The 17,991-nt window shown below is 65.3% G+C and carries 18 protein-coding genes; 13 read left to right on the top strand and 5 right to left on the bottom strand.

Translation table 11 applies throughout. The features are described from left to right. Window positions 1–103: 103 nt before the first annotated feature. Together EXV95_RS14455 and EXV95_RS14450 are read left to right on the top strand one after the other, a co-directional pair. On the top strand, window positions 104–1,471 hold the full coding sequence (locus tag EXV95_RS14455) for a dicarboxylate/amino acid:cation symporter (RefSeq protein ID WP_176887377.1): 1,368 nt from the start codon (window positions 104–106) through the stop codon (window positions 1,469–1,471). 203 nt (window positions 1,472–1,674) lie between these two features. Next, window positions 1,675–2,121, top strand: a complete 447-nt coding sequence (locus tag EXV95_RS14450) for a DUF2214 family protein (protein ID WP_176887376.1) — start codon at window positions 1,675–1,677, stop codon at window positions 2,119–2,121. Between the two features lie 78 nt (window positions 2,122–2,199). Here EXV95_RS14450 and EXV95_RS14445 read toward each other — a convergent pair whose 3' ends face one another. Next, on the bottom strand, window positions 2,200–2,577 hold the full coding sequence (locus EXV95_RS14445; RefSeq protein WP_176887375.1) for a PsiF family protein: 378 nt from the start codon (window positions 2,575–2,577) through the stop codon (window positions 2,200–2,202). Between the two features lie 203 nt (window positions 2,578–2,780). Here EXV95_RS14445 and argS point away from each other — a divergent pair, with 203 nt between their 5' ends. From argS to EXV95_RS14395, 10 genes are all read left to right on the top strand, one after another. Next, window positions 2,781–4,490 (top strand): arginine--tRNA ligase, encoded by a 1,710-nt coding sequence (gene argS / locus EXV95_RS14440; RefSeq protein WP_176887374.1) that lies wholly within the window; start codon window positions 2,781–2,783, stop codon window positions 4,488–4,490. Between the two features lie 9 nt (window positions 4,491–4,499). Further along, window positions 4,500–5,144: an SPOR domain-containing protein gene (locus EXV95_RS14435; protein ID WP_055397987.1), complete on the top strand. Its 645-nt coding sequence runs from the start codon at window positions 4,500–4,502 to the stop codon at window positions 5,142–5,144. 80 nt (window positions 5,145–5,224) lie between these two features. Beyond that, window positions 5,225–5,881, top strand: coding sequence for a thiol:disulfide interchange protein DsbA/DsbL (locus EXV95_RS14430; RefSeq protein ID WP_176887373.1), 657 nt, complete (start codon window positions 5,225–5,227; stop codon window positions 5,879–5,881). Window positions 5,882–5,989: 108 nt separating this feature from the next. Further along, window positions 5,990–6,643 (top strand): lipopolysaccharide transport periplasmic protein LptA, encoded by a 654-nt coding sequence (gene lptA, locus EXV95_RS14425; RefSeq protein ID WP_055402492.1) that lies wholly within the window; start codon window positions 5,990–5,992, stop codon window positions 6,641–6,643. Beyond that, a complete protein-coding gene (gene lptB, locus EXV95_RS14420) occupies window positions 6,640–7,422 on the top strand; it encodes an LPS export ABC transporter ATP-binding protein (protein ID WP_176887372.1) in 783 nt (260 codons plus the stop codon). The genes lptA and lptB overlap by 4 nt, the downstream gene beginning before the upstream one ends. Further along, the gene (locus EXV95_RS14415) at window positions 7,422–9,011 is read left to right on the top strand and encodes an RNA polymerase factor sigma-54 (protein WP_055402490.1); all 1,590 of its coding nucleotides are present in this window, start codon (window positions 7,422–7,424) and stop codon (window positions 9,009–9,011) included. Before lptB ends, EXV95_RS14415 begins: the two co-directional genes overlap by 1 nt. A gap of 67 nt (window positions 9,012–9,078) precedes the next feature. Then, the gene (locus EXV95_RS14410; RefSeq protein ID WP_176887371.1) at window positions 9,079–9,561 is read left to right on the top strand and encodes a thioesterase family protein; all 483 of its coding nucleotides are present in this window, start codon (window positions 9,079–9,081) and stop codon (window positions 9,559–9,561) included. Then, entirely contained in the window at window positions 9,558–10,850 is a 1,293-nt protein-coding gene (locus EXV95_RS14405) for a class I SAM-dependent RNA methyltransferase (protein ID WP_176887370.1), read from the top strand. Before EXV95_RS14410 ends, EXV95_RS14405 begins: the two co-directional genes overlap by 4 nt. Continuing rightward, complete coding sequence (locus tag EXV95_RS14400) at window positions 10,840–11,325, top strand: putative toxin-antitoxin system toxin component, PIN family (protein ID WP_176887369.1); 486 nt, start codon at window positions 10,840–10,842, stop codon at window positions 11,323–11,325. The genes EXV95_RS14405 and EXV95_RS14400 overlap by 11 nt, the downstream gene beginning before the upstream one ends. Window positions 11,326–11,361: 36 nt before the next feature. Continuing rightward, the gene (locus EXV95_RS14395) at window positions 11,362–11,643 is read left to right on the top strand and encodes a hypothetical protein (protein ID WP_176887368.1); all 282 of its coding nucleotides are present in this window, start codon (window positions 11,362–11,364) and stop codon (window positions 11,641–11,643) included. 28 nt (window positions 11,644–11,671) lie between these two features. On the opposite strand, the gene EXV95_RS14390 is transcribed toward EXV95_RS14395, so the two are convergent. From EXV95_RS14390 to EXV95_RS14375, 4 genes are all read right to left on the bottom strand, one after another. Beyond that, window positions 11,672–12,112 carry a GNAT family N-acetyltransferase gene (locus EXV95_RS14390; protein WP_370460074.1) on the bottom strand — a complete coding sequence of 147 codons (441 nt, stop codon included), beginning with the start codon at window positions 12,110–12,112 and terminating at the stop codon, window positions 11,672–11,674. Window positions 12,113–12,190: 78 nt separating this feature from the next. Continuing rightward, on the bottom strand, window positions 12,191–13,933 hold the full coding sequence (locus tag EXV95_RS14385) for an ABC transporter ATP-binding protein/permease (protein ID WP_176889050.1): 1,743 nt from the start codon (window positions 13,931–13,933) through the stop codon (window positions 12,191–12,193). 222 nt (window positions 13,934–14,155) lie between these two features. Then, window positions 14,156–14,977: a hypothetical protein gene (locus tag EXV95_RS14380; RefSeq protein ID WP_176887367.1), complete on the bottom strand. Its 822-nt coding sequence runs from the start codon at window positions 14,975–14,977 to the stop codon at window positions 14,156–14,158. 8 nt (window positions 14,978–14,985) lie between these two features. Then, window positions 14,986–16,728 carry an FMN-binding glutamate synthase family protein gene (locus tag EXV95_RS14375; RefSeq protein WP_176887366.1) on the bottom strand — a complete coding sequence of 581 codons (1,743 nt, stop codon included), beginning with the start codon at window positions 16,726–16,728 and terminating at the stop codon, window positions 14,986–14,988. A gap of 215 nt (window positions 16,729–16,943) precedes the next feature. On the opposite strand from EXV95_RS14375, the gene EXV95_RS14370 reads away from it, so the two are divergent. Next, window positions 16,944–17,801, top strand: coding sequence for a YecA family protein (locus tag EXV95_RS14370; protein ID WP_176887365.1), 858 nt, complete (start codon window positions 16,944–16,946; stop codon window positions 17,799–17,801). Window positions 17,802–17,991 lie beyond the last annotated feature (190 nt).

The raw sequence follows: 17,991 nt of genomic DNA, 5'->3' as shown, positions 1-17,991 counted from the left end.
GACTAATACCAATAGGTTATCGGCTCAAACAGCGTGCGGCGGTACAAACGGCACCCTCGACGCACCCCGGTGGTGCAGTCTTTCGTGATTTCAGGAGACCTCCATGCACGCCATTTCCGCCCCCACAGCCCACCCCGTGCGGCTGCCTTTTTACCGGCAGCTGTATTTCCAGGTGGTGCTCGCCATCGTCCTGGGTGTCTTGCTCGGGCATTTTGAACCCGCCTATGGCGAGGCGCTCAAGCCGTTGGGCGACGCATTCATCAAGCTGGTCAAGATGATCATTGCCCCGGTGATCTTCTTGACCATCGCGACCGGCATTGCGGGCATGTCGCAGCTCTCGACCGTGGGCCGCGTGTTTGGCAAGGCCATGGCGTACTTTTTGTTCTTCTCCACGCTGGCCCTGGTGGTGGGCCTGGTGGTGGCTAATGTGGTGCAGCCCGGCGCGGGCATGAACATCAACGTCGCCGATCTGGACCAGACGGCCGTGAAGAGCTACGTGGCCAAGTCGCATGAGATGAGCCTGACCGGGTTTGCGATGGACATCATCCCCAAGACGCTGGTCAGCCCCTTCGTGGGCGACAACATTCTGCAGGTGCTGCTCGTGGCCGTGCTGTTTGGCGTGGGCCTGGCACTGGTGGGTGAGGCGGGCCGTCCCGTGCAGCATTTTCTGGAAGCGCTGACCACCCCCGTGTTCAAGGTGGTGGGCATTGTGATGAAGGCCGCGCCCATCGGTGCGTTCGGCGCCATGGCGTTCACCATCGGCAAGTTCGGCCTGGGTTCGCTGGTCAACTTGGCGTGGCTGGTGGGCTCGTTCTACATCACCTCGCTGCTGTTCGTGGTGGTCATCCTGGGCTTTGTGGCCCGGCTGTGCGGCTTCTCGGTGTTCAAGCTGTGCCGCTACCTCAAGGCCGAGCTGATGCTGGTGCTGGGTACCTCATCCTCCGAATCGGCCCTGCCTTCGCTGATGGAGAAGATGGAAAAGGCCGGTTGCAGCAAGTCGGTGGTCGGCCTCGTGGTGCCCACGGGCTACTCGTTCAACCTGGACGGCACCAACATCTACATGACGCTGGCGGCGCTGTTCATCGCCCAGGCCACCAACACCGAACTGACCCTGGGCCACCAGGTGGCGCTGCTGCTGGTGGCGATGCTCAGCTCCAAAGGCGCAGCAGGCGTGACCGGTGCAGGCTTCATCACCCTGGCCGCCACCCTGGCCGTGGTGCCCGAAGTGCCGGTGGCCGGCATGGCGCTGATCCTGGGTGTGGACCGCTTCATGAGCGAATGCCGCTCGCTGACCAACTTTATCGGTAACGCCGTGGCCACCGTGGTGGTATCCCGTTGGGAAAACGCGCTGGACCATGAGCGCCTGGATGCCGCGCTGAACGGTCATCCCCTGCCCGCCCCGGCCACTGCCATGGCCCCGGTGGTGCCTGCGGAGGTGCCAGCAGGCGCGATGGCCCGCACGGTGGCCTGAACGCGTCCGCTCCGGTGTTCGGTCAAAGCGGCGCAGGCCCTCGGGTCTGCGCCGCCTTTTTTAGGGGGGCGCAATGCGGTGGCACGCATACCGGCATGCCGCGTTGCGCGGCGGTAGCGAAATTCCTCAAGCAAAATGGTGGCCACCCGGGTTCCAGAAAAGCAGCGCGCACTGAGGTCCTGGGTTTTGCAAAGGAAACCCCCATGACCCTCGAAGCCGTCCTCGCCGCCCTGCACCTGGTGGCCATCCTGACCTTTGTGGTCTTTTTATCGAGCCAGGCGGCGCTGTGCCGCATGGAGTGGATGAATGCCGCTGTGGTCGAGCGCCTGGCGCGGCTGGATGTGATCTACGGTGTGGCGGGGGCGCTGATGATCGCCAGCGGCGTGGCGCGTGTCCTCTGGGGCATCAAGGGGGCTTCGTGGTATCTCTCGCAGCCGCTGTTTCACATCAAGATCACCATCATTCTGGTCATGGTTCTCCTGTCCTTCTGGCCTTCGCTGGTGTTTCGCCGCTGGCGCCATGCCCTGCGCAGCACGGGGGCACTGCCAGCGGCGCAGGAGGTGGCCAAGGTACGCCGCCTCGTGATGATCCAGTCGCACGTGTTGCCCGTGGTGGCGGTGATCGCGGTGTTCTGGGCGCGGGGCTGGTAGGCGTCGCAAGAAAGACGTTCCGCCCAGAAAAAAGCCGCTGACCCTCACGGGCAGCGGCTTTCTTTGTTTTGTCAGGGCTTATTTGTTCTTCAGGCACTCGCTCATGAAGGCCTTGCGCTCGTCGCCCTTGAGCGTCTTGGCTTTTTCGTCGGCGTTGCAGGTCTTCATCTTGTTTTGCTGGGTTTCTGGCTTGTTGCTCAGGCAGGTCTTCATGAAAGCCTTGCGCTCGTCGCCCTTCTTGTCCGCCGCTTCCGCATTGCAGGTGGCCATGCGGGTCTGCTGCTTGGTGGGCGCGGCGGCCGATCCCGCAGGCGCTGCCGGGGTTGCCGGCGTGGCGGGGGTTGCTACCGTGGCCGGGGCGGCGGCCTTGGCTCCGGCGGCAGGGGCGTCGGCGGCGTGGGCTGCGCTGAACGAAAGGACCAGGCTCAGGGCTGTCAGGGAGAGAAGCTTGTTCATGGGGGCTCCAGTAGAGTGTGGCATCTGACGCAACCTGCGTCGGATTGCCCGATTACAACGTATGCCCTGGAGACGGGGCTGACACGCCGCAGGCCAGGCCATGATTCTTTACGATCTGTTGCGTACTGGCTGCGCAGGGCTGCTTTGGCGCTGCTGGCGGCATGCTCGGTCAGCGCCCCGGCCCGGCCCCGTAAAATCCGCCGATGCTCACAGCCAAAAATGAATTGCTCGCTGCGCTTGCAGCCGAGCTGGAAGTCCTGTCCCCTGGCGCTGGCGCCAAGGCGGCGTTTGAATCCCCCAAGGTGGCGGCCCATGGCGACTTCGCCTGCACCGCCGCCATGCAACTGGCCAAGCCGCTCAAGCTCAATCCCCGCGCCTTGGGCGAACAGCTCAAGGCCGCACTGGAGGCCACGCCCGCCTTCACCCGCTGGGTGGATGCCATCGAAATCGCTGGACCTGGCTTTCTGAACATCCGCTTGAAGCCCGCCGCCAAGCAGGAAGTCGTGCGCGAGGTGCTGGCCGCTGGCGAGCGTTTCGGTTATCAACCCGACAACGGCCAGCGCGTGCTGGTCGAGTTTGTCTCGGCCAACCCCACCGGCCCGCTGCACGTGGGCCACGGCCGCCAAGCTGCTCTAGGCGATGCCATCTGCAACCTGTTCAGCACCCAGGGCGGGAAGGTGCACCGCGAGTTCTATTACAACGACGCGGGCGTGCAGATCGATACGCTGACCAAAAGCACGCAGCTGCGCGCCAAGGGCTTCAAGCCCGGCGACGACTGCTGGCCCACCGACAGCGACAACCCGCTGGCCAAGAACTTCTACAACGGTGACTACATTGCCGACATTGCCGAGGCCTTCAAGGCCAAGGCCACGGTGAAGGCCGACGACCGCGAGTTCACGGCCAACGGCGACGTAGAGGACTACGACAACATCCGCCAGTTCGCCGTGGCCTACCTGCGCAACGAGCAGGACAAGGACCTGCAGGCGTTCAACCTGCACTTTGACGAGTACTACCTGGAGTCCAGCCTGTACACCAGCGGCCGCGTCGAGGCCACGGTGAACAAGCTCGTCGCCAATGGCAAGACCTACGAGCAAGATGGCGCGCTGTGGCTGAAAAGCACGGACTACGGCGACGACAAGGACCGCGTCATGCGCAAGCAGGACGGAACGTTCACCTACTTCGTGCCCGATGTGGCGTACCACATCGCCAAGTGGGAGCGTGGCTTCACCAAGGTCGTCAACATCCAGGGCACGGATCACCACGGCACCATTGCCCGCGTGCGCGCTGGCCTGCAAGCGGCCGATGTGGGCATTCCGCAGGGCTACCCCGACTATGTGCTGCACACGATGGTGCGTGTGGTCAAGGGCGGTGAAGAGGTCAAGATCAGCAAGCGCGCAGGCAGCTATGTCACGCTGCGCGACCTGATCGAATGGACCAGCAAGGACGCCGTGCGTTTCTTCTTGCTCTCCCGCAAGCCCGATACCGAGTACACCTTCGACGTGGACCTGGCCGTGGCGCAGAACAACGACAACCCCGTGTACTACGTGCAGTACGCGCATGCCCGCATCCAGTCGGTGCTGCGCGCTTGGCAAGAGGCTGGCGGTGGCGACGTGGCTTCGCTGCACGACGTTGATCTGTCGGCTCTCGAAGGCCCGCAGGCCCAGGCGCTGATGCTGCAGCTGGCCAAGTACCCCGAAATGCTCACGGCTGCGGCCGACGGCGAAGCCCCGCACGATGTGACCTTCTACCTGCGCGACCTTGCCGCCAGCTACCACAGCTACTACGACGCCGAGCGCATCCTGGTGGACGACGAGGCCGTGAAGAAGGCTCGCCTGGCGCTGGTCGCCGCCACCGCGCAGGTATTGCACAATGGCCTGGCCGTGCTGGGCGTGTCGGCTCCAGCCAGAATGTAAGCAGTCACTATGAAGAAACAACAGACGGGCGGGACCATCGTCGGCTTTATCGTTGGGGTCATCGTGGGCCTGGGCGCTGCCTTGGCTGTGGCGGTGTACGTGACCAAGGTGCCGGTGCCCTTCCTCAACAAGGGCAATGGCCGGGGCGTGGACATGGACGCCGCCGAGACCCAGAAGAACAAGAACTGGGATCCCAATTCGCCTTTGTATGGCAAGAACCCGGCTCGCCCGGCAGCCCCGCCCGCTGTGGCTGCCTCGGCGCCCACCCCGGCCGCGCCGGATGCGCGGGCTGTGGCATCGGCGCCCGCACCCAAGCCCGCTGCCAGCAAGCCCGAGGCCAAGGCTGAAACCAAGCCCGGCGCCGACCCGCTGGGCGATCTGGCCGTGGCCAAGGCTGCTGCCAAGGGCAATCTGGACCCGTTCGACTACTTTGTCCAGGCCGGGGCTTTCCGCACCCAGGCGGACGCCGATGCGCAGCGCGCCAAGCTGGCCATGCTGGGCTGGGAGGCCCGCGTGAGCGAGCGTGAGCAAAATGGCCGGGCGGTGTTCCGCGTGCGTGTGGGGCCGTTCACCAAACGCGACGACGCCGAGCAGCTCAAGGAGAAGCTCGATGGCGCCGGTCTGGAGTCGGCGCTGGTGCGCGTGCAGCGCTGATGCGCCAAGCTTCGGGAGGCTGAACTTTTTGCGGGGGCATGGCTCACATCCCCCAGACCTGTAACAGGAGAGTCTTTGTCATGAAACGCCGTGAGTTTTCTTTGTCCGCCGCCTCGGCGGTTGCCGCTTCCGCCCTGACGTTGCCAGTGGCCACCCCCGCGCTGGCTCAGGCCCGCCAGTTCAAGGAGGGCAAGGACTTCCGGCGGCTGGACAAGCCGGTAGCGCCCGACGCGCCTGCGGGCAAGGTCGATGTGATCGAGTTCTTCTGGTACAGCTGCCCCCACTGCAACGCCTTTGAACCCGCGCTCGACGCCTGGGTCAAGGCCGCCCCCAAGGACCTCTCCGTCCGTCGTATGCCCGTGGCCTTCAACGCGAGCTTTGTGCCCCAGCAAAAGTTGTACTACGCCCTGGAAGGCATGAGCAAGCTCGAAGCCCTGCACGCCAAGGTGTTCCGCGCCATCCATGTGGAAAAGCAGAAGCTGGCCAAGGACGACGAAATTTTTGCCTGGGTGGCCCAACAGGGTGTGGACGCCACCAAGTTCAAGGAAATCTACACCTCGTTCAGCGTGTCCAACCAGGTTCGCCGTGCTTCGCAACTGCAGGACGCCTACGGTGTGGAGGGCGTGCCCTCGATGGGTGTGGCGGGCAAGTTCTACACCGATGGCACCATGGCGGGCAGCATGCAAAACGTGCTGCAGGTGGTGGAACATTTGGCGACAGTGGCCCGCAAAGGCTGACGGTTTTCGCCCGACCGCCGGTTCCCATTGGCAAAAGCCCGCACATGCGGGCTTTTTTCATGGAGGAACGCGACGGGGTGGCTACAATGATTGCAAGATTCGTGCCCTATGAACCATCGCCTCCTTCCGATCCTCCTGCTCGCGGCCCTGGCCTGCACCTTCGGTGTGGCCCATGCCGAAAAGGCCGACCGCGCCAAGCCCATGAACATCGAGGCGGACGCTTTGCGCCACGATGAACTCAAGCAGACCAGCGTGTTCTCTGGCCGCGTGGTCATGACCAAGGGCTCCATCGTGCTGCGCGGCGCGCGGCTGGACGTACGCCAGGATGCCGATGGCTACCAGTACGGCGTGGTCACGGCAGAGCCCGGCAAGCGCGCCTTCTTCCGGCAAAAGCGCGACACCCTGCCGGGCGCACCCGACGAGTTCATCGAAGGCGAGAGCGAAGTCATCGAGTACGACGGCAAGGCCGACAACGTGCGCTTCATCACCCGTGCCGAGCTGCGCCGCTACCGGGGCGCGGTGCTCAGCGACGAGATCACCGGCGCCGTGATTGTCTACAACAACCTGACCGACGTGTTCTCCGTGGACGGCAAGCGCACCGCCACCAACGCTGCGGGTGATGCCCCCGCACCGGGCAGCCGCGTGCGCGCCGTGCTGGCCCCCAAAGATCCACCGCCCGCTGCGGCGGCCCCCGAGGCGGCGTCCCCGGCCTCAGCCCCGGCGCTGCGCCCCAGCAACAGCCTTGGCGGCGGCGCCAAGTGAGTGGGCCCGCTTTGAGTACCGGTCCTGACACTCAGGCGGGTAGCCGCCTGGAGGTGCAGCACCTGGCCAAGTCCTATGGCAGCCGCAAGGTCGTCAAGGACGTGTCGCTGGTCGTGCAAAAAGGTGAGGTCGTGGGGCTGCTCGGCCCCAACGGCGCGGGCAAGACCACCTCGTTCTACATGATCGTGGGGCTGGTGCGCAGCGACGAGGGAGACATCCGCATCGACGGCCAATCGGTGGCCCACATGCCCATTCACCGGCGCTCGCGCCTGGGCCTGTCGTACCTGCCGCAAGAGGCCTCCATCTTCCGCAAGCTCACGGTCGAAGAGAACGTGCGCGCCGTGCTGGAACTGCAGCGTGGTGATGACGGCCAGCCGCTGTCGCGCGATGCCATTGAAGAGCGCCTGACGGCCCTGCTGCAGGAGCTGCGCGTGGACCACCTGCGCGCCTCGCCCGCCATGGCCCTGTCCGGCGGCGAGCGCCGCCGCGTCGAGATTGCCCGGGCCCTGGCCACACAACCGCGTTTCATCCTGCTGGACGAGCCCTTTGCCGGCATCGACCCCATTGCCGTGATCGAGATCCAGCGCATCATCGGCTTCCTGAAGGCGCGGGGCATTGGTGTGCTCATCACCGACCATAACGTGCGCGAGACGCTGGGCATCTGCGACCACGCCTTCATCATCAGCGATGGCCGCGTGCTCGCGCAGGGCACGCCGTCCGAGATCGTGGACAACGCCGAAGTGCGCAGGGTGTACCTGGGCGAACATTTCCGCATGTGATGAAGCCTGGACTCTCGCTGCGCGTCTCGCAGCATCTTGCACTGACCCCCCAGCTTCAGCAGTCCATCCGGCTGCTGCAGTTGTCCACGCTCGAACTCTCGCAGGAAGTCGAGCAGATGCTCGACGAAAACCCGTTCCTCGAACGCAATGCCGACGAAGCTCCGCGCGAGGAGTTTGGCCTCGAAGCCGCCGACACGCCTGCGCAGCCCGATGAGTACAGTGCGGATGATGCTATATTTTCAGGAGCTACCAGCGCAAGCAGTACAAGCGCTGAAGGCCAAAATGATGCTGAAACACCGAGTGCTGGCGCTGACGAGCCTGACTGGAGCGGTGACGGTACGGTAGAAATGGCGCCCAACGACGCGGAGTGGGGCGGGGATGCGCCCGCCCGCAACCGCAACGACTCCGAAGGCGACGAGGCCGACGCCACCGAGCTAGCCCGTTCGCATGAATCGCTGACCGCCTTCTTGCACCGTCAGGCGCTGGCGCTGCGCTTGTCCGAGATCGACCGCGCCGCGCTGCGTTTTCTCATTGAATCGCTGAACGACGACGGTTACCTCGAAGAGCCGCTGGAAGAGCTGGCCATCAGCCTGGCCGGGCCGGACGACCTGGAGCAAATCGAAGAGCTGGTGCACCGCTTCACCGTGGCCCAGCGCCTGCTGCAAAGCCTGGAGCCCACCGGCGTGGGTGCGCGCAACCTGGCCGAATGCCTGACGCTGCAGCTCACGGCCCTGGCTGCCGACGAGGACAGTGATGCTGACCCCGACACGGTGCAGACCGCGCTGCGCATTTGCCAGCAGCCGCTGGAGATGCTGGCCCGCCGCGACATCCGCCGCCTGACGCAGCTGTGTGGCGACGGCGAAGAGCGCACCCGCGCCGCCATGGCGCTGATCGCTCGCCTGGAGCCCCGCCCCGGCCGTCGCTTTGCCGACGTGGAGCGCAACATCATCATTCCCGATGTCATCGTGCGCAAAGCCGGGCGCGCTAACGGCCGCGACGGCCAGCACAACTTCATCGTCAGCCTCAACCCCGATGTGATGCCGCGCCTGCGCGTGCACGACATCTACGCCGGTGCCCTGCGCGGCCACAAGGGCGGCGAGGGTCACCAGGGCATGCAGCAGCGCCTGCAGGAGGCCCGCTGGTTCATCAAGAACATCCAGCAGCGCTTTGACACCATCCTGCGCGTCTCGCGCGCCATCGTGGAGCGGCAAAAAAGCTTCTTCACCCACGGCGAGTTGGCCATGCGCCCGCTGGTGCTGCGCGACATCGCCGACGAACTGGGCCTGCACGAATCCACCATCAGCCGCGTGACCACCGCCAAATACATGGCCACGCCAATTGGCACGTATGAGCTGAAGTACTTCTTTGGCTCGGGCCTGGGTACCGAGACCGGCGGCAACGCGTCCAGCACCGCCGTGCGCGCCCTCATCAAGCAGTTTGTGGCCGCAGAAAGCCCCGCCAAGCCGCTGTCAGACAGCCAGATCGCCGAGATGCTCAAGGAACAGGGCATCGAGTGCGCACGCCGCACCGTGGCCAAGTACCGTGAGGCGCTCAAGATCGCGCCGGCCAACCTGCGCAAGGCGCTGTAGGTACCCCGGTTGGGGGCGCATGGCTCGCCCTGTTTGAATTTTTCGTTTTTCTATCCGCCACCCCACCATGGCCCGCATCGTCTTCGACCTCCCCCCGCACTTCGGCTTTGCCACCGAGCTGCAGATCTACATCAGCCACGTCAACCAGGGCGGGCACCTGGACAACGCGCAACTGCTGAGCCTGGTCTCTGAAGCGCGGGTGCGCTTCTTCCAGTCGCTGGGCTACCCCGAGGCCGACGTGGGCGGGCTGTCCATCGTGGTCGGTGACATCGTGGCGCAGTACAAGTCCGAAGGTTTCCATGGCGAGACCATGCGCGTGGAGATGGCCCCAGCGGACTTCAACCGCTATGGGTTTGACCTGGTCTTTTGCATGACCGAGAAGACCTCAGGCCGCGAGGTGGCGCGCGGCAAGATCGGCATCGTCTTCATCGGCAAGGCCGACCGCAAGGTGGCGCCGATTCCTGAATCCATCCGCCAATTGCTGCTGGCCCGCGCGGGAACGCCGGATTCCCACGCACCTTCCGAGCGCGTATCCTCCCCATCGACATGAACCAACTCCAACTTTTTCTCCCCTGCGCCGCTGGTGTGGAGGGCTTTCTGGCCGACGAGGTGCATGGCATCACCGGCCTCACGGGGCAAGACCTGCTGGTCGGCCGTGGCGGCGTGCTGCTGCGCGCTTCGTGGCGCGAGGCGCTGCTGCTCAACCTGCACAGCCGACTGGCCCAGCGCGTACTGGTGCAGTTGGCGCACCGCCCGTACCGCTCCGAGAACGATCTCTATGCCATGGCCAGCGACGTGGCCTGGGAGATCTGGTTCACCACGCGTCAGACCTTCAAGGTCGAGGTAACCGCCCAGCACAGCCCGCTGCAGAGCCTGAACTTTGCGGGCCTCAAGGTCAAGGATGCCGTGGCCGACCGCTTTCGCGCCAAGAGCGGCGTGCGCCCCGACGTGAACACCCAGTGGCCCGACGTGCGCATCCACCTGCACCTGACCACCGACGAGGCCACGATCTACATCGACACCTCGGGCGAGCCGCTGTTCAAGCGCGGCTGGCGCGAGGACAAGGGCGACGCGCCACTGAAAGAAACCCTGGCCGCCGCCATGATTGCTGCCAGCGGCTGGGACCCGCACGGCGACAACCCCCAGCCGCTGTACGACCCCTGCTGCGGCAGCGGCACCATCGTGATCGAGGCCGCGCAGATCGCCTGCCGCATCCCGGCGGGCATGCTGCGGCGCTTTGCGTTCGAGAAGCTGCTGCCGTTCCAGGCTCATGTCTGGGATGCTATTAAAAACGAAGCTGAAAGCGCAATACAGAAAAGCGCTGTGCCCCTGTTTGGCAGTGATGTGGCCTTCCGCATGGTCGACTTTGCCCAGCGCAACGCCGAGCGCGCGGGCGTAGCCGACGCGGTGCAGCTGCGCGGCGGCGACGCGTTGCAGCGTATGCCGCCGTGCGACCAGCCTGGCGTGATGCTGCTGAACCCGCCCTACGGCGAGCGCATTGCTGCCGCTGGTAGCGCAGGCCGCAACGCCAGCGAGCGCGCCGCCGACCGCGCCCAGGGCATGGCCGTGGGCCGCGAAGAGGCGCAGACCGAGGATGGCGGCGAATTCTTCAGCCAGCTGGCCTCGCACTGGAAGAAGAACTACGCTGGTTGGCAGGCCTGGATGCTCACACCCGACCTCAAGCTGCCCGGCAAGATGCGCCTGAAGGAATCGCGCCGCGTGCCCATGTGGAACGGCCCCATCGAATGCCGCATGTTCCGCTTCGACATGATCAAGGGCGCGGTGCGCGACCGTGCTGCAAAACCCGCCCCTGAAAACGACCCGCGCAATGCAGGTTGAACTGCGCCTGCCCGCCGAGGCTGCACCGGGCGAACCCGCCCGCCCCGTGGTGGTGGATACCAACGTCGCGCTCGACCTGCTGATCTTCAGCGACCCGCGCACCGCCCCCCTGCGCGCACTGCTGGCTCAAGGGCGCCTGGCCTGGATAGCGACCCAGGTCATGCGTGACGAACTGGAGCGTGTGCTGGCCTATCCTCACATCGTTGGGCGCATGGACTACTACCGCATGGATGCAGCGCAGGTACTCGCTGCATTTGATGCGCAGGCGCGGCTGGTGGAGATCGCGCCCAAGGTGGCCTATGTGTGCAAGGACGCGGACGACCAGAAGTTCATCGACCTGGCGGCGGCACACCGGGCGATTTTGCTGAGCAAGGACAAGGCGGTGATTTGTATGCGCAAGCGGTTGGCGCTGCTGGATGCGCAAGTGGCGACGCAGTTGGTGCTTGAAGAGGTACCCGTCGCTGCGGTGGATTGAACGCTCTTTGATCCGTCTGTCACTATAAGGATCGGTATGGGGCCGCTTGGTTTTCTGGTCCTTGCAGGCTTCTTCGCGTACCTCGCTTTCGATGCGCGTCAGTTTGAACGGACGTCCGGCCACAAGATCTGGGCTGTACCGCCATCGTCTGGCCGGGCTGTTGGAGTGGATCCTTTGTCGCGCGCCGAGCAGGATGGGTTGCAGTCGAACAAGTTGACTGCGGTAGGGGGCATTCCCGGCCTCTACTGGGTCTTTGTTGTGCTCTCGCTGGGTTGTCTGGGTGTCGCTGCCTGGCTGTGGTTCGCGCGGGACTTTTGAAGACGCGTAGGCACGCTGGCCGAGGACATCAGGGCATCAAAGCCTTCTTCAAATACACCAGCTGAAATCCCTGGATGTAGTTGTCGATGTGCCCAAACTCCTCATAGCCCTGTTTAAGATAGAACTCGCGCGCCTGCCACTCAAAGGTGCTCAGCGTCACGCTGTGGGCGCCCAATTCGCGGGCTTTCTGCTCTGCCGTGGCCAGCAGGTTGCGGCCCACTCCTTGGTGCCGGGCGGCTTCGTCCACAAACAGCAGTTCCACATTCAGCCATTGCAAAAACACGAATCCGCGCAGCCCGCCTACCAATTCGCCCTGCGCGTCACGCGCGCTCACCCACACCGGCTGGGACTGGCCGTACTCACCGACGAACCCGTAGTTGAATTGCCGCATCCGACGGCCTAAGACGCCGGAGTGAACTTCTTCTGCTGTGGGTGTGTAGATCTCAAAGTCGGTCATTGCGGAAGTCATGTAGGTCGGGTTGGCGAAGCGTAACCCGACCTGCTCTCATCGGGCGAAGCTGCCCCGCCGTCGCTTGAGCCGCCGCGCTCAGCTATCAAATCTGAAGTCCGCTGCCGCGTGCAACTCCCAAGCCCCTTCGCCCTTGAACTCCAGCACGTGCGTGTGGTGTTTGAGCACGGCGGGGCGGTGGGCGATGCTGATGAGGGTGGTGCCGCTGGCGCGCAGGCGTTCGTAGAGGGCGGTTTCGTTGGCGCTGTCCAGCGCGCTGGTGGCTTCATCCAGGATGACGATGCTGGGCTGGCGCGCCAGCACGCGGGCAAAGGCCAGGCGCTGTTGCTCGCCCACGGACAGCAGTTTCTCCCAGTCGTAGGACGCGTTGAGCCCACCCACACGTTCGGACAGTGATTCGAGGTGCACCTCCTGCAGCAGCTCCAGCAGGCGTTCGTCGCTCAGCGCCGTCTGCTTGCTCGGGTAGATGATCTGGCTGCGCAGTGTGTCAATCTGCATGTAGGGGCGCTGGGGCAGGAAGAACATGTCTTCCAGGGGCGGGTGCTGCACGGTGCCACTGCCCGTGTGCCACAGGCCGGCAATGGCACGCAAGAGCGAGCTTTTGCCGCAGCCGCTCGGGCCGGTGATGAGCAGCGCGTCGCCGGGCTGTAGCTGCAGCGAGAGGTCGGCCACGAGCAGGCGACCGAAGTGGGGGGTGTAAAGCGAGAGCCCTTCGATGGCCAGCGTGTCGCCGATGCGGGTGGTGATTTGCGGTGGGGGCTCGGAGGGGTCGTGGGCGTTGATCGCGGGCGTCGCATCGTCCGCAGGTTGGCCTGCTGGGGCGGGCTCGGCCCAGGGAGTGGGCGCGGCAGGGGTTTTGAGCACGACCTGCGACAGGGTATGGAGCCGGTCGATGCCCGCCACAAACCGGCTCAGGCTCTCGAAGTTGTCCACGATGAGCGAGATGGCGCCCAGCACGGCGGCAAATGCGCCTGCCGCCTGGATGGCCCGGCCCACCTCCAGCTCGCCCGACAGCACCGCATTGGCCAGGAGGATGCTGGGCAGGATCAAGGTAAGCTGGCTGAAAGAGCGCTGGTACAGGTTGAGCGAGAGCTGCTTTTTGATGAGCCGGGCGAAGTTGGTAAACGCAGCCTCGAACCGGTGGTCGATCTGCACGCGCTCCTGGGGTTCGCCCCGGTAGAAGGCGATGGATTCAGCGTTTTCGCGCAGCCGCATCAGCCCGAACCGGAAGTCTGCCTCGCGGCGGATCTGCCAGAAGTTCAGCCGGATCAGCGGCGCGCCAAAAAAGTACAGCGCCCCGAAGGTGCCCAGCAGGGCATACACCGCCAAAAAAGCCACCAGCGTCTTGGAGATGGACCACAACACCGCGCTGAACGCCACCAGCTGCATCAGCGAGCCGATGAAAATCAGCAGGAAGTGCGTGGACCGGCTGGTGAAGGTGTTGATGTCTTCGCTGATGCGCTGGTCGGGGTTGTCGATGTCGCCGCCCGCGCCGATCTCGTAGTACTTGCGTTCGCTCAGATAGCCATCCAGGAAACGGTGGGTGAGCCAGCGCCGCCAGTGGTTGGAAAACGCATCGCGCATGTAGTAATAAAAGGCGTACACCGGCACCGCGAATGCCAGTACAACAAGGCTGGTGCGCACCGCGATCCAGAAGCGGTCGGCCTGCTTGGCCGCCAGGGCCGATGTCATCTCCCCCGTTTTGTCGATCAGCATGACGGCCAGCTGGGTCTCGCACACCATGAGGGCGATCAACAGTGCCATCAGGCCCCAGGCGGTGCGCTTCTTGTCGCCTGCCCAGTAGGGCCGGGCCACGCCCATGAACTGCTTCCAGGCAGCCCGCGACAGGGTGGGCGGTCGGCTGCGGCGGGTCTTGTCGGAGGTGGTGGGCAAGGGCGTGGGCTCAGGGGCGGCTGGGCTGGCAGCGGCGGGCAGTGGCATGGAAAGAAGGGAGGGCTGGAGGAAGCTCCACCTGAACGATAGGCGATGAGCGCGCTCGGCGCTGTCAGCGGACAACCACAGCTTGATAGGAACGGCCGCGTTTCATCTGCTGAGCAACTCGTACGCCGCCCGCACCCGCTGCAAATCCCGCCCCAGCCTGCGGCTTGCCGGCAAAAGCCCCATCCACCCCATCCGCCGGACACTGGTCGCCAGCACCGCCCGCATCTCCGCGCTCTCCTGCGCCACCCACGCCACCCAGCGCTCGCGCCCCTCGGTCAGCGTGCCGCTGGTGTGCAGGTAGATCGCGGTGGAGTGCGCGTAACACAGCGCATCGCGCACATGGGACACCGCCAGGGGCAGCACGGCGGCGGGGTCGTCCTCAAAGTCGATGCAGGCCACTTCGCCATCGGGGCAGCGCACCATGTTGCGAGCAAAGGCCTGGCTCAGGCAGGTGCCTTGGCGGTGCACCTGGGCCAAGGTGTCCAGCCCCTGCTGCCACAGCGCCAGAACGGTGGCCGTGTCGCCCGCCTGTACGGCATGGTCGATCTCGTTGCCCAGCGAATGAATCTCTTCCCCCGTGTGGCCCAGGTGGAGCATGGCAAAACCATGGGGCAAGGCGGCCAGCACCACGGGCACGCGGATGCCGCGCGCGGCCAGGTCACGCAGGCGCTGCACTTCGGTGGCAATGGCCGCAGGGCCGCCGGGGTTGGGCACGGGGCGCAGGGCGTCCAACCGCAGCAGGGCGGCCAGCACGGCCATGGCGCGGTAGCGGCCCGTGCCGTGGGGCGCGCCGGCGCGCTTGATCCAGATCTGTTCGTGGCCCAGCACATGGGCCATCACGTTGTGGGGCTGGGTGGCCAGTTGCTGCTGCAAAAAGGCGGCGTAGTCCGGGGCGGTGGTGTGGGTGGGGGCGGATGCGTCCATCGTCAAGTTCATACGGCGGCATCCCCTGCCACCGCAGCAGCGGTGCCCGCTGCTGCTGCGTGCACCAGCTCGACATGGTGGGGGATGGAGGGTTCCAGTGCAGGCTCGCTGGCCTGAAAGCTGTGCGCGCTGGCCAAGGGCCAGTACAGGCGGAACACGTTGTGCTGCGCGTCGAGCGGGCCCAGGAGCGCGCCCGGTTGCATGCGCGTGATCAGGTTGGACAGCAGGCGCACCTCGGTGTCGCTGATGCGGCGCACGATGTGGTGGGCCGTGATGTCCTTGGGGTGGCGCAGCCCGGCGGCCTGCACCAGCTCCTGCAGCGCGTGCAGCGTGCTGCGGTGAAACTGCGCCACGCGCGTGGCCTTGTCGGGCACCACCAGGGCCTGCTGGCGCAGCGGGTCTTGCGTGGCCACGCCCGTGGGGCAGTGGCCGGTGTGGCAGTTTTGCGCCTGAATGCAGCCCAGCGCCATCATGAAGCCGCGCCCAGCGTTGCACCAGTCGGCGCCCAGCGCCATCATGCGCGCGATGTCGAAGGCGCTGATCACCTTGCCCGCGCAGCCGATGCGCACGCGGTCGCGCAGGTTCGCGCCCACCAGCGTGTTGTGCACCAGCAGCAGGCCTTCTTGCAGCGGGGCGCCCACGTGGTCGGTGAATTCGACAGGCGCAGCGCCCGTGCCGCCCTCGGCGCCATCGACCACGATGAAATCGGGCGTGATGCCCGTGACCAGCATGGCCTTGACGATGGCAAACCACTCCCACGGGTGGCCCAGGCAGAACTTGAAGCCCGTGGGTTTACCGCCCGACAGCGTGCGCAGCCGCGCGATGAACTGCATCATCTCCACCGGGTTGCTGAACGCGCTGTGGCTGGCGGGCGAGATGCAGGCCTCGCCCTCCTTCACGCCGCGCGCGGCGGCGATCTCGATCGTTACCTTGGCGCCGGGCAGCACGCCGCCGTGGCCTGGCTTGGCGCCCTGGCTGAGCTTCAGCTCGATCATCTTGACCTGCGGGTCGGTGGCGCTGGCCGCAAAACGCTCTTCGCTGAAGGTGCCATCGGGGTTGCGGCAGCCAAAGTAGCCCGAGCCGATTTCCCAAATCAGGTCGCCGCCGTGCACGCGGTGGTGCTGGCTGATACTGCCCTCGCCCGTGTCGTGCGCGAAGCCGCCTTTTTTTGCACCCTGGTTCAGCGCCAGGATGGCGTTGGCCGACAGCGCGCCAAAGCTCATGGCCGAGATGTTGAACACGCTGGCGTGGTAGGGCTGGGTGCAAGGCGCTACAGACTGCGACGGCGCATCGGGATTGCCGCCAATCCACACCCGAAAGTCGTGCGACGGCAGCTGCGTGGGCGCCATCGAATGGTTCACCCATTCATAGCCCTGCGCGCCAACATCCAGGTGCGTGCCAAAGGGGCGGTTGTCTGGCTCGCCCTTGGCGCGCTGGTACACCAGCGAACGCTGCGCGCGCGAGAACGGCGCGGCCTCGCTGTCGCTCTCGATGAAATACTGGCGCACCTCGGGCCGCACATATTCGAGCATGAAGCGGATGTGCCCGATGACCGGGTAGTTGCGCAAAATGGCGTGGCGCGACTGCTGCAGGTCGTACACGCCCACTGCTACCAGGGCAGCAAACACCAGCACCACGGGCAACCCCACATTGAAGGCCACCAGCGCAAACAGCGACAGCAGCAGCCCGAAAACGCACAGCGCAAAGGCCGTGTAGCGCACCGGGTACAGGGAGTTCAGTTGGTGGAGCATGGGGGTCCTGGTTCTGGTGGCGGTGCGAGAGGGGGCTACACTGACCGCCTTTTTATCGGGTTGCCATGTTGCGCAAGGCGCTTTTGAGGCCCGGCACCACCCCGGGTCGCCGTACCTCCGCCGCTACACCAGCGCCACGGCACAAGGCCTGCGCATCATAAAAGTAAAACAATGTTTTACTGCCCCCGCTTTCTCGCTTGACGACCGGAGCCCCCATGACCGAACCCACATCGCCCACTCCCTCCACCGACGATCTTGATGACCCCACGGGCGCCCCGGCCGCCGCACTGGGCCCTGAAGAGCTGGAAGAGATCGACAACATCCTCGACGACCTACGCTCCCGCGGCGAGGAAATCCCGCAGTGGGAGTTCTGCGATGGCTTCATGACCGCGCTGATCTGCAGCCGCCGCCCCATCGCCCCGGCCGAGTACCTGCCCATGCTGCTGGGCGACGGCGCCGAGCTGGATGTTGCCGAAGGTGACCCGCTGCCGCAGTTGCCAGCCTTTGCTGACGCCGCCCAGCAGGCGCGCTTTTTAGAGCTGTGGAACCGCCGCTGGGCCGAAATCGTGACCCAGCTCGACACCGACGTGAAGACGCTGGACGACGACCGCACCTTCCAACCCGAAGCCATGGACATGCGCGGCGCCGTGGCCAGCCTGACCGACGAGCAGCGCGCCGAAATGGGCGACGACCAGGAGATCCCGTCCTTTGGTCAGGTGTGGGCCCTGGGCTTCATGTTTGCGGTGGAAAACTGGCCCGAAGACTGGGCCGCCCCGCGCGACAAGGAAGCCGCCAAGTGGCTGGACGATGCGCTGGAGCGCATCGTCGCCCTGACCGAAGACGACACCGGCAAGCCCGAAGTCTGCATGTACGACGAAGACGGCCCACCCAGCACCAGCCAGGCGCGCGTCGAGGCCTTCGGCGAAGCCATCTGGGCCGTGTACGACCTGCGCCAGCTGTGGAAGAGCATGGGCCCTCGTGTAGAAACCGTGCGCAAGGCCCCCGAGCCGGGGCGTAATGACCCGTGTCACTGCGGCAGCGGCAAGAAGTACAAGAAGTGCCACGGAGGATGAGCACAACCCCCTGAGGCGCTGCGCGCCTTCCCCCTTCTCTCGAATCGCTATGCGATTCGGGAAGGGGGACGCCACCAGCGCGGCGGGGCGGCCCTTGCGCGGTGGCCGCTGGTGGGGCTGCGCGCACTGAAAAGAGCGGAATCGGTGCGAGCGCGTGGCTCCCAGCCTCGGTAAGATCCTTTGTATTCGA

It is taken from the genome of Acidovorax sp. JMULE5 (genome assembly GCF_013376875.1).
GTDB lineage: Bacteria > Pseudomonadota > Gammaproteobacteria > Burkholderiales > Burkholderiaceae_C > Acidovorax > Acidovorax facilis.
This window is presented reverse-complemented; position numbering and strand designations above follow the sequence as displayed.

Bases quoted from the DNA above. Each gene is read 5' to 3' on its own strand.
- EXV95_RS14455 (WP_176887377.1), top strand. From the start codon at position 104: ATGCACGCCATTTCCGCCCCCACAGCCCACCCCGTGCGGCTGCCTTTT.
- EXV95_RS14450 (WP_176887376.1), top strand. From the start codon at position 1,675: ATGACCCTCGAAGCCGTCCTCGCCGCCCTGCACCTGGTGGCCATCCTG.
- EXV95_RS14445 (WP_176887375.1), bottom strand. From the start codon at position 2,577: ATGAACAAGCTTCTCTCCCTGACAGCCCTGAGCCTGGTCCTTTCGTTC.
- argS (WP_176887374.1), top strand. From the start codon at position 2,781: ATGCTCACAGCCAAAAATGAATTGCTCGCTGCGCTTGCAGCCGAGCTG.
- EXV95_RS14435 (WP_055397987.1), top strand. From the start codon at position 4,500: ATGAAGAAACAACAGACGGGCGGGACCATCGTCGGCTTTATCGTTGGG.
- EXV95_RS14430 (WP_176887373.1), top strand. From the start codon at position 5,225: ATGAAACGCCGTGAGTTTTCTTTGTCCGCCGCCTCGGCGGTTGCCGCT.
- lptA (WP_055402492.1), top strand. From the start codon at position 5,990: ATGAACCATCGCCTCCTTCCGATCCTCCTGCTCGCGGCCCTGGCCTGC.
- EXV95_RS14415 (WP_055402490.1), top strand. From the start codon at position 7,422: ATGAAGCCTGGACTCTCGCTGCGCGTCTCGCAGCATCTTGCACTGACC.
- EXV95_RS14410 (WP_176887371.1), top strand. From the start codon at position 9,079: ATGGCCCGCATCGTCTTCGACCTCCCCCCGCACTTCGGCTTTGCCACC.
- EXV95_RS14405 (WP_176887370.1), top strand. From the start codon at position 9,558: ATGAACCAACTCCAACTTTTTCTCCCCTGCGCCGCTGGTGTGGAGGGC.
- EXV95_RS14400 (WP_176887369.1), top strand. From the start codon at position 10,840: ATGCAGGTTGAACTGCGCCTGCCCGCCGAGGCTGCACCGGGCGAACCC.
- EXV95_RS14395 (WP_176887368.1), top strand. From the start codon at position 11,362: ATGGGGCCGCTTGGTTTTCTGGTCCTTGCAGGCTTCTTCGCGTACCTC.
- EXV95_RS14390 (WP_370460074.1), bottom strand. From the start codon at position 12,112: ATGACTTCCGCAATGACCGACTTTGAGATCTACACACCCACAGCAGAA.
- EXV95_RS14385 (WP_176889050.1), bottom strand. From the start codon at position 13,933: ATGGGCGTGGCCCGGCCCTACTGGGCAGGCGACAAGAAGCGCACCGCC.
- EXV95_RS14380 (WP_176887367.1), bottom strand. From the start codon at position 14,977: ATGGACGCATCCGCCCCCACCCACACCACCGCCCCGGACTACGCCGCC.
- EXV95_RS14375 (WP_176887366.1), bottom strand. From the start codon at position 16,728: ATGCTCCACCAACTGAACTCCCTGTACCCGGTGCGCTACACGGCCTTT.
- EXV95_RS14370 (WP_176887365.1), top strand. From the start codon at position 16,944: ATGACCGAACCCACATCGCCCACTCCCTCCACCGACGATCTTGATGAC.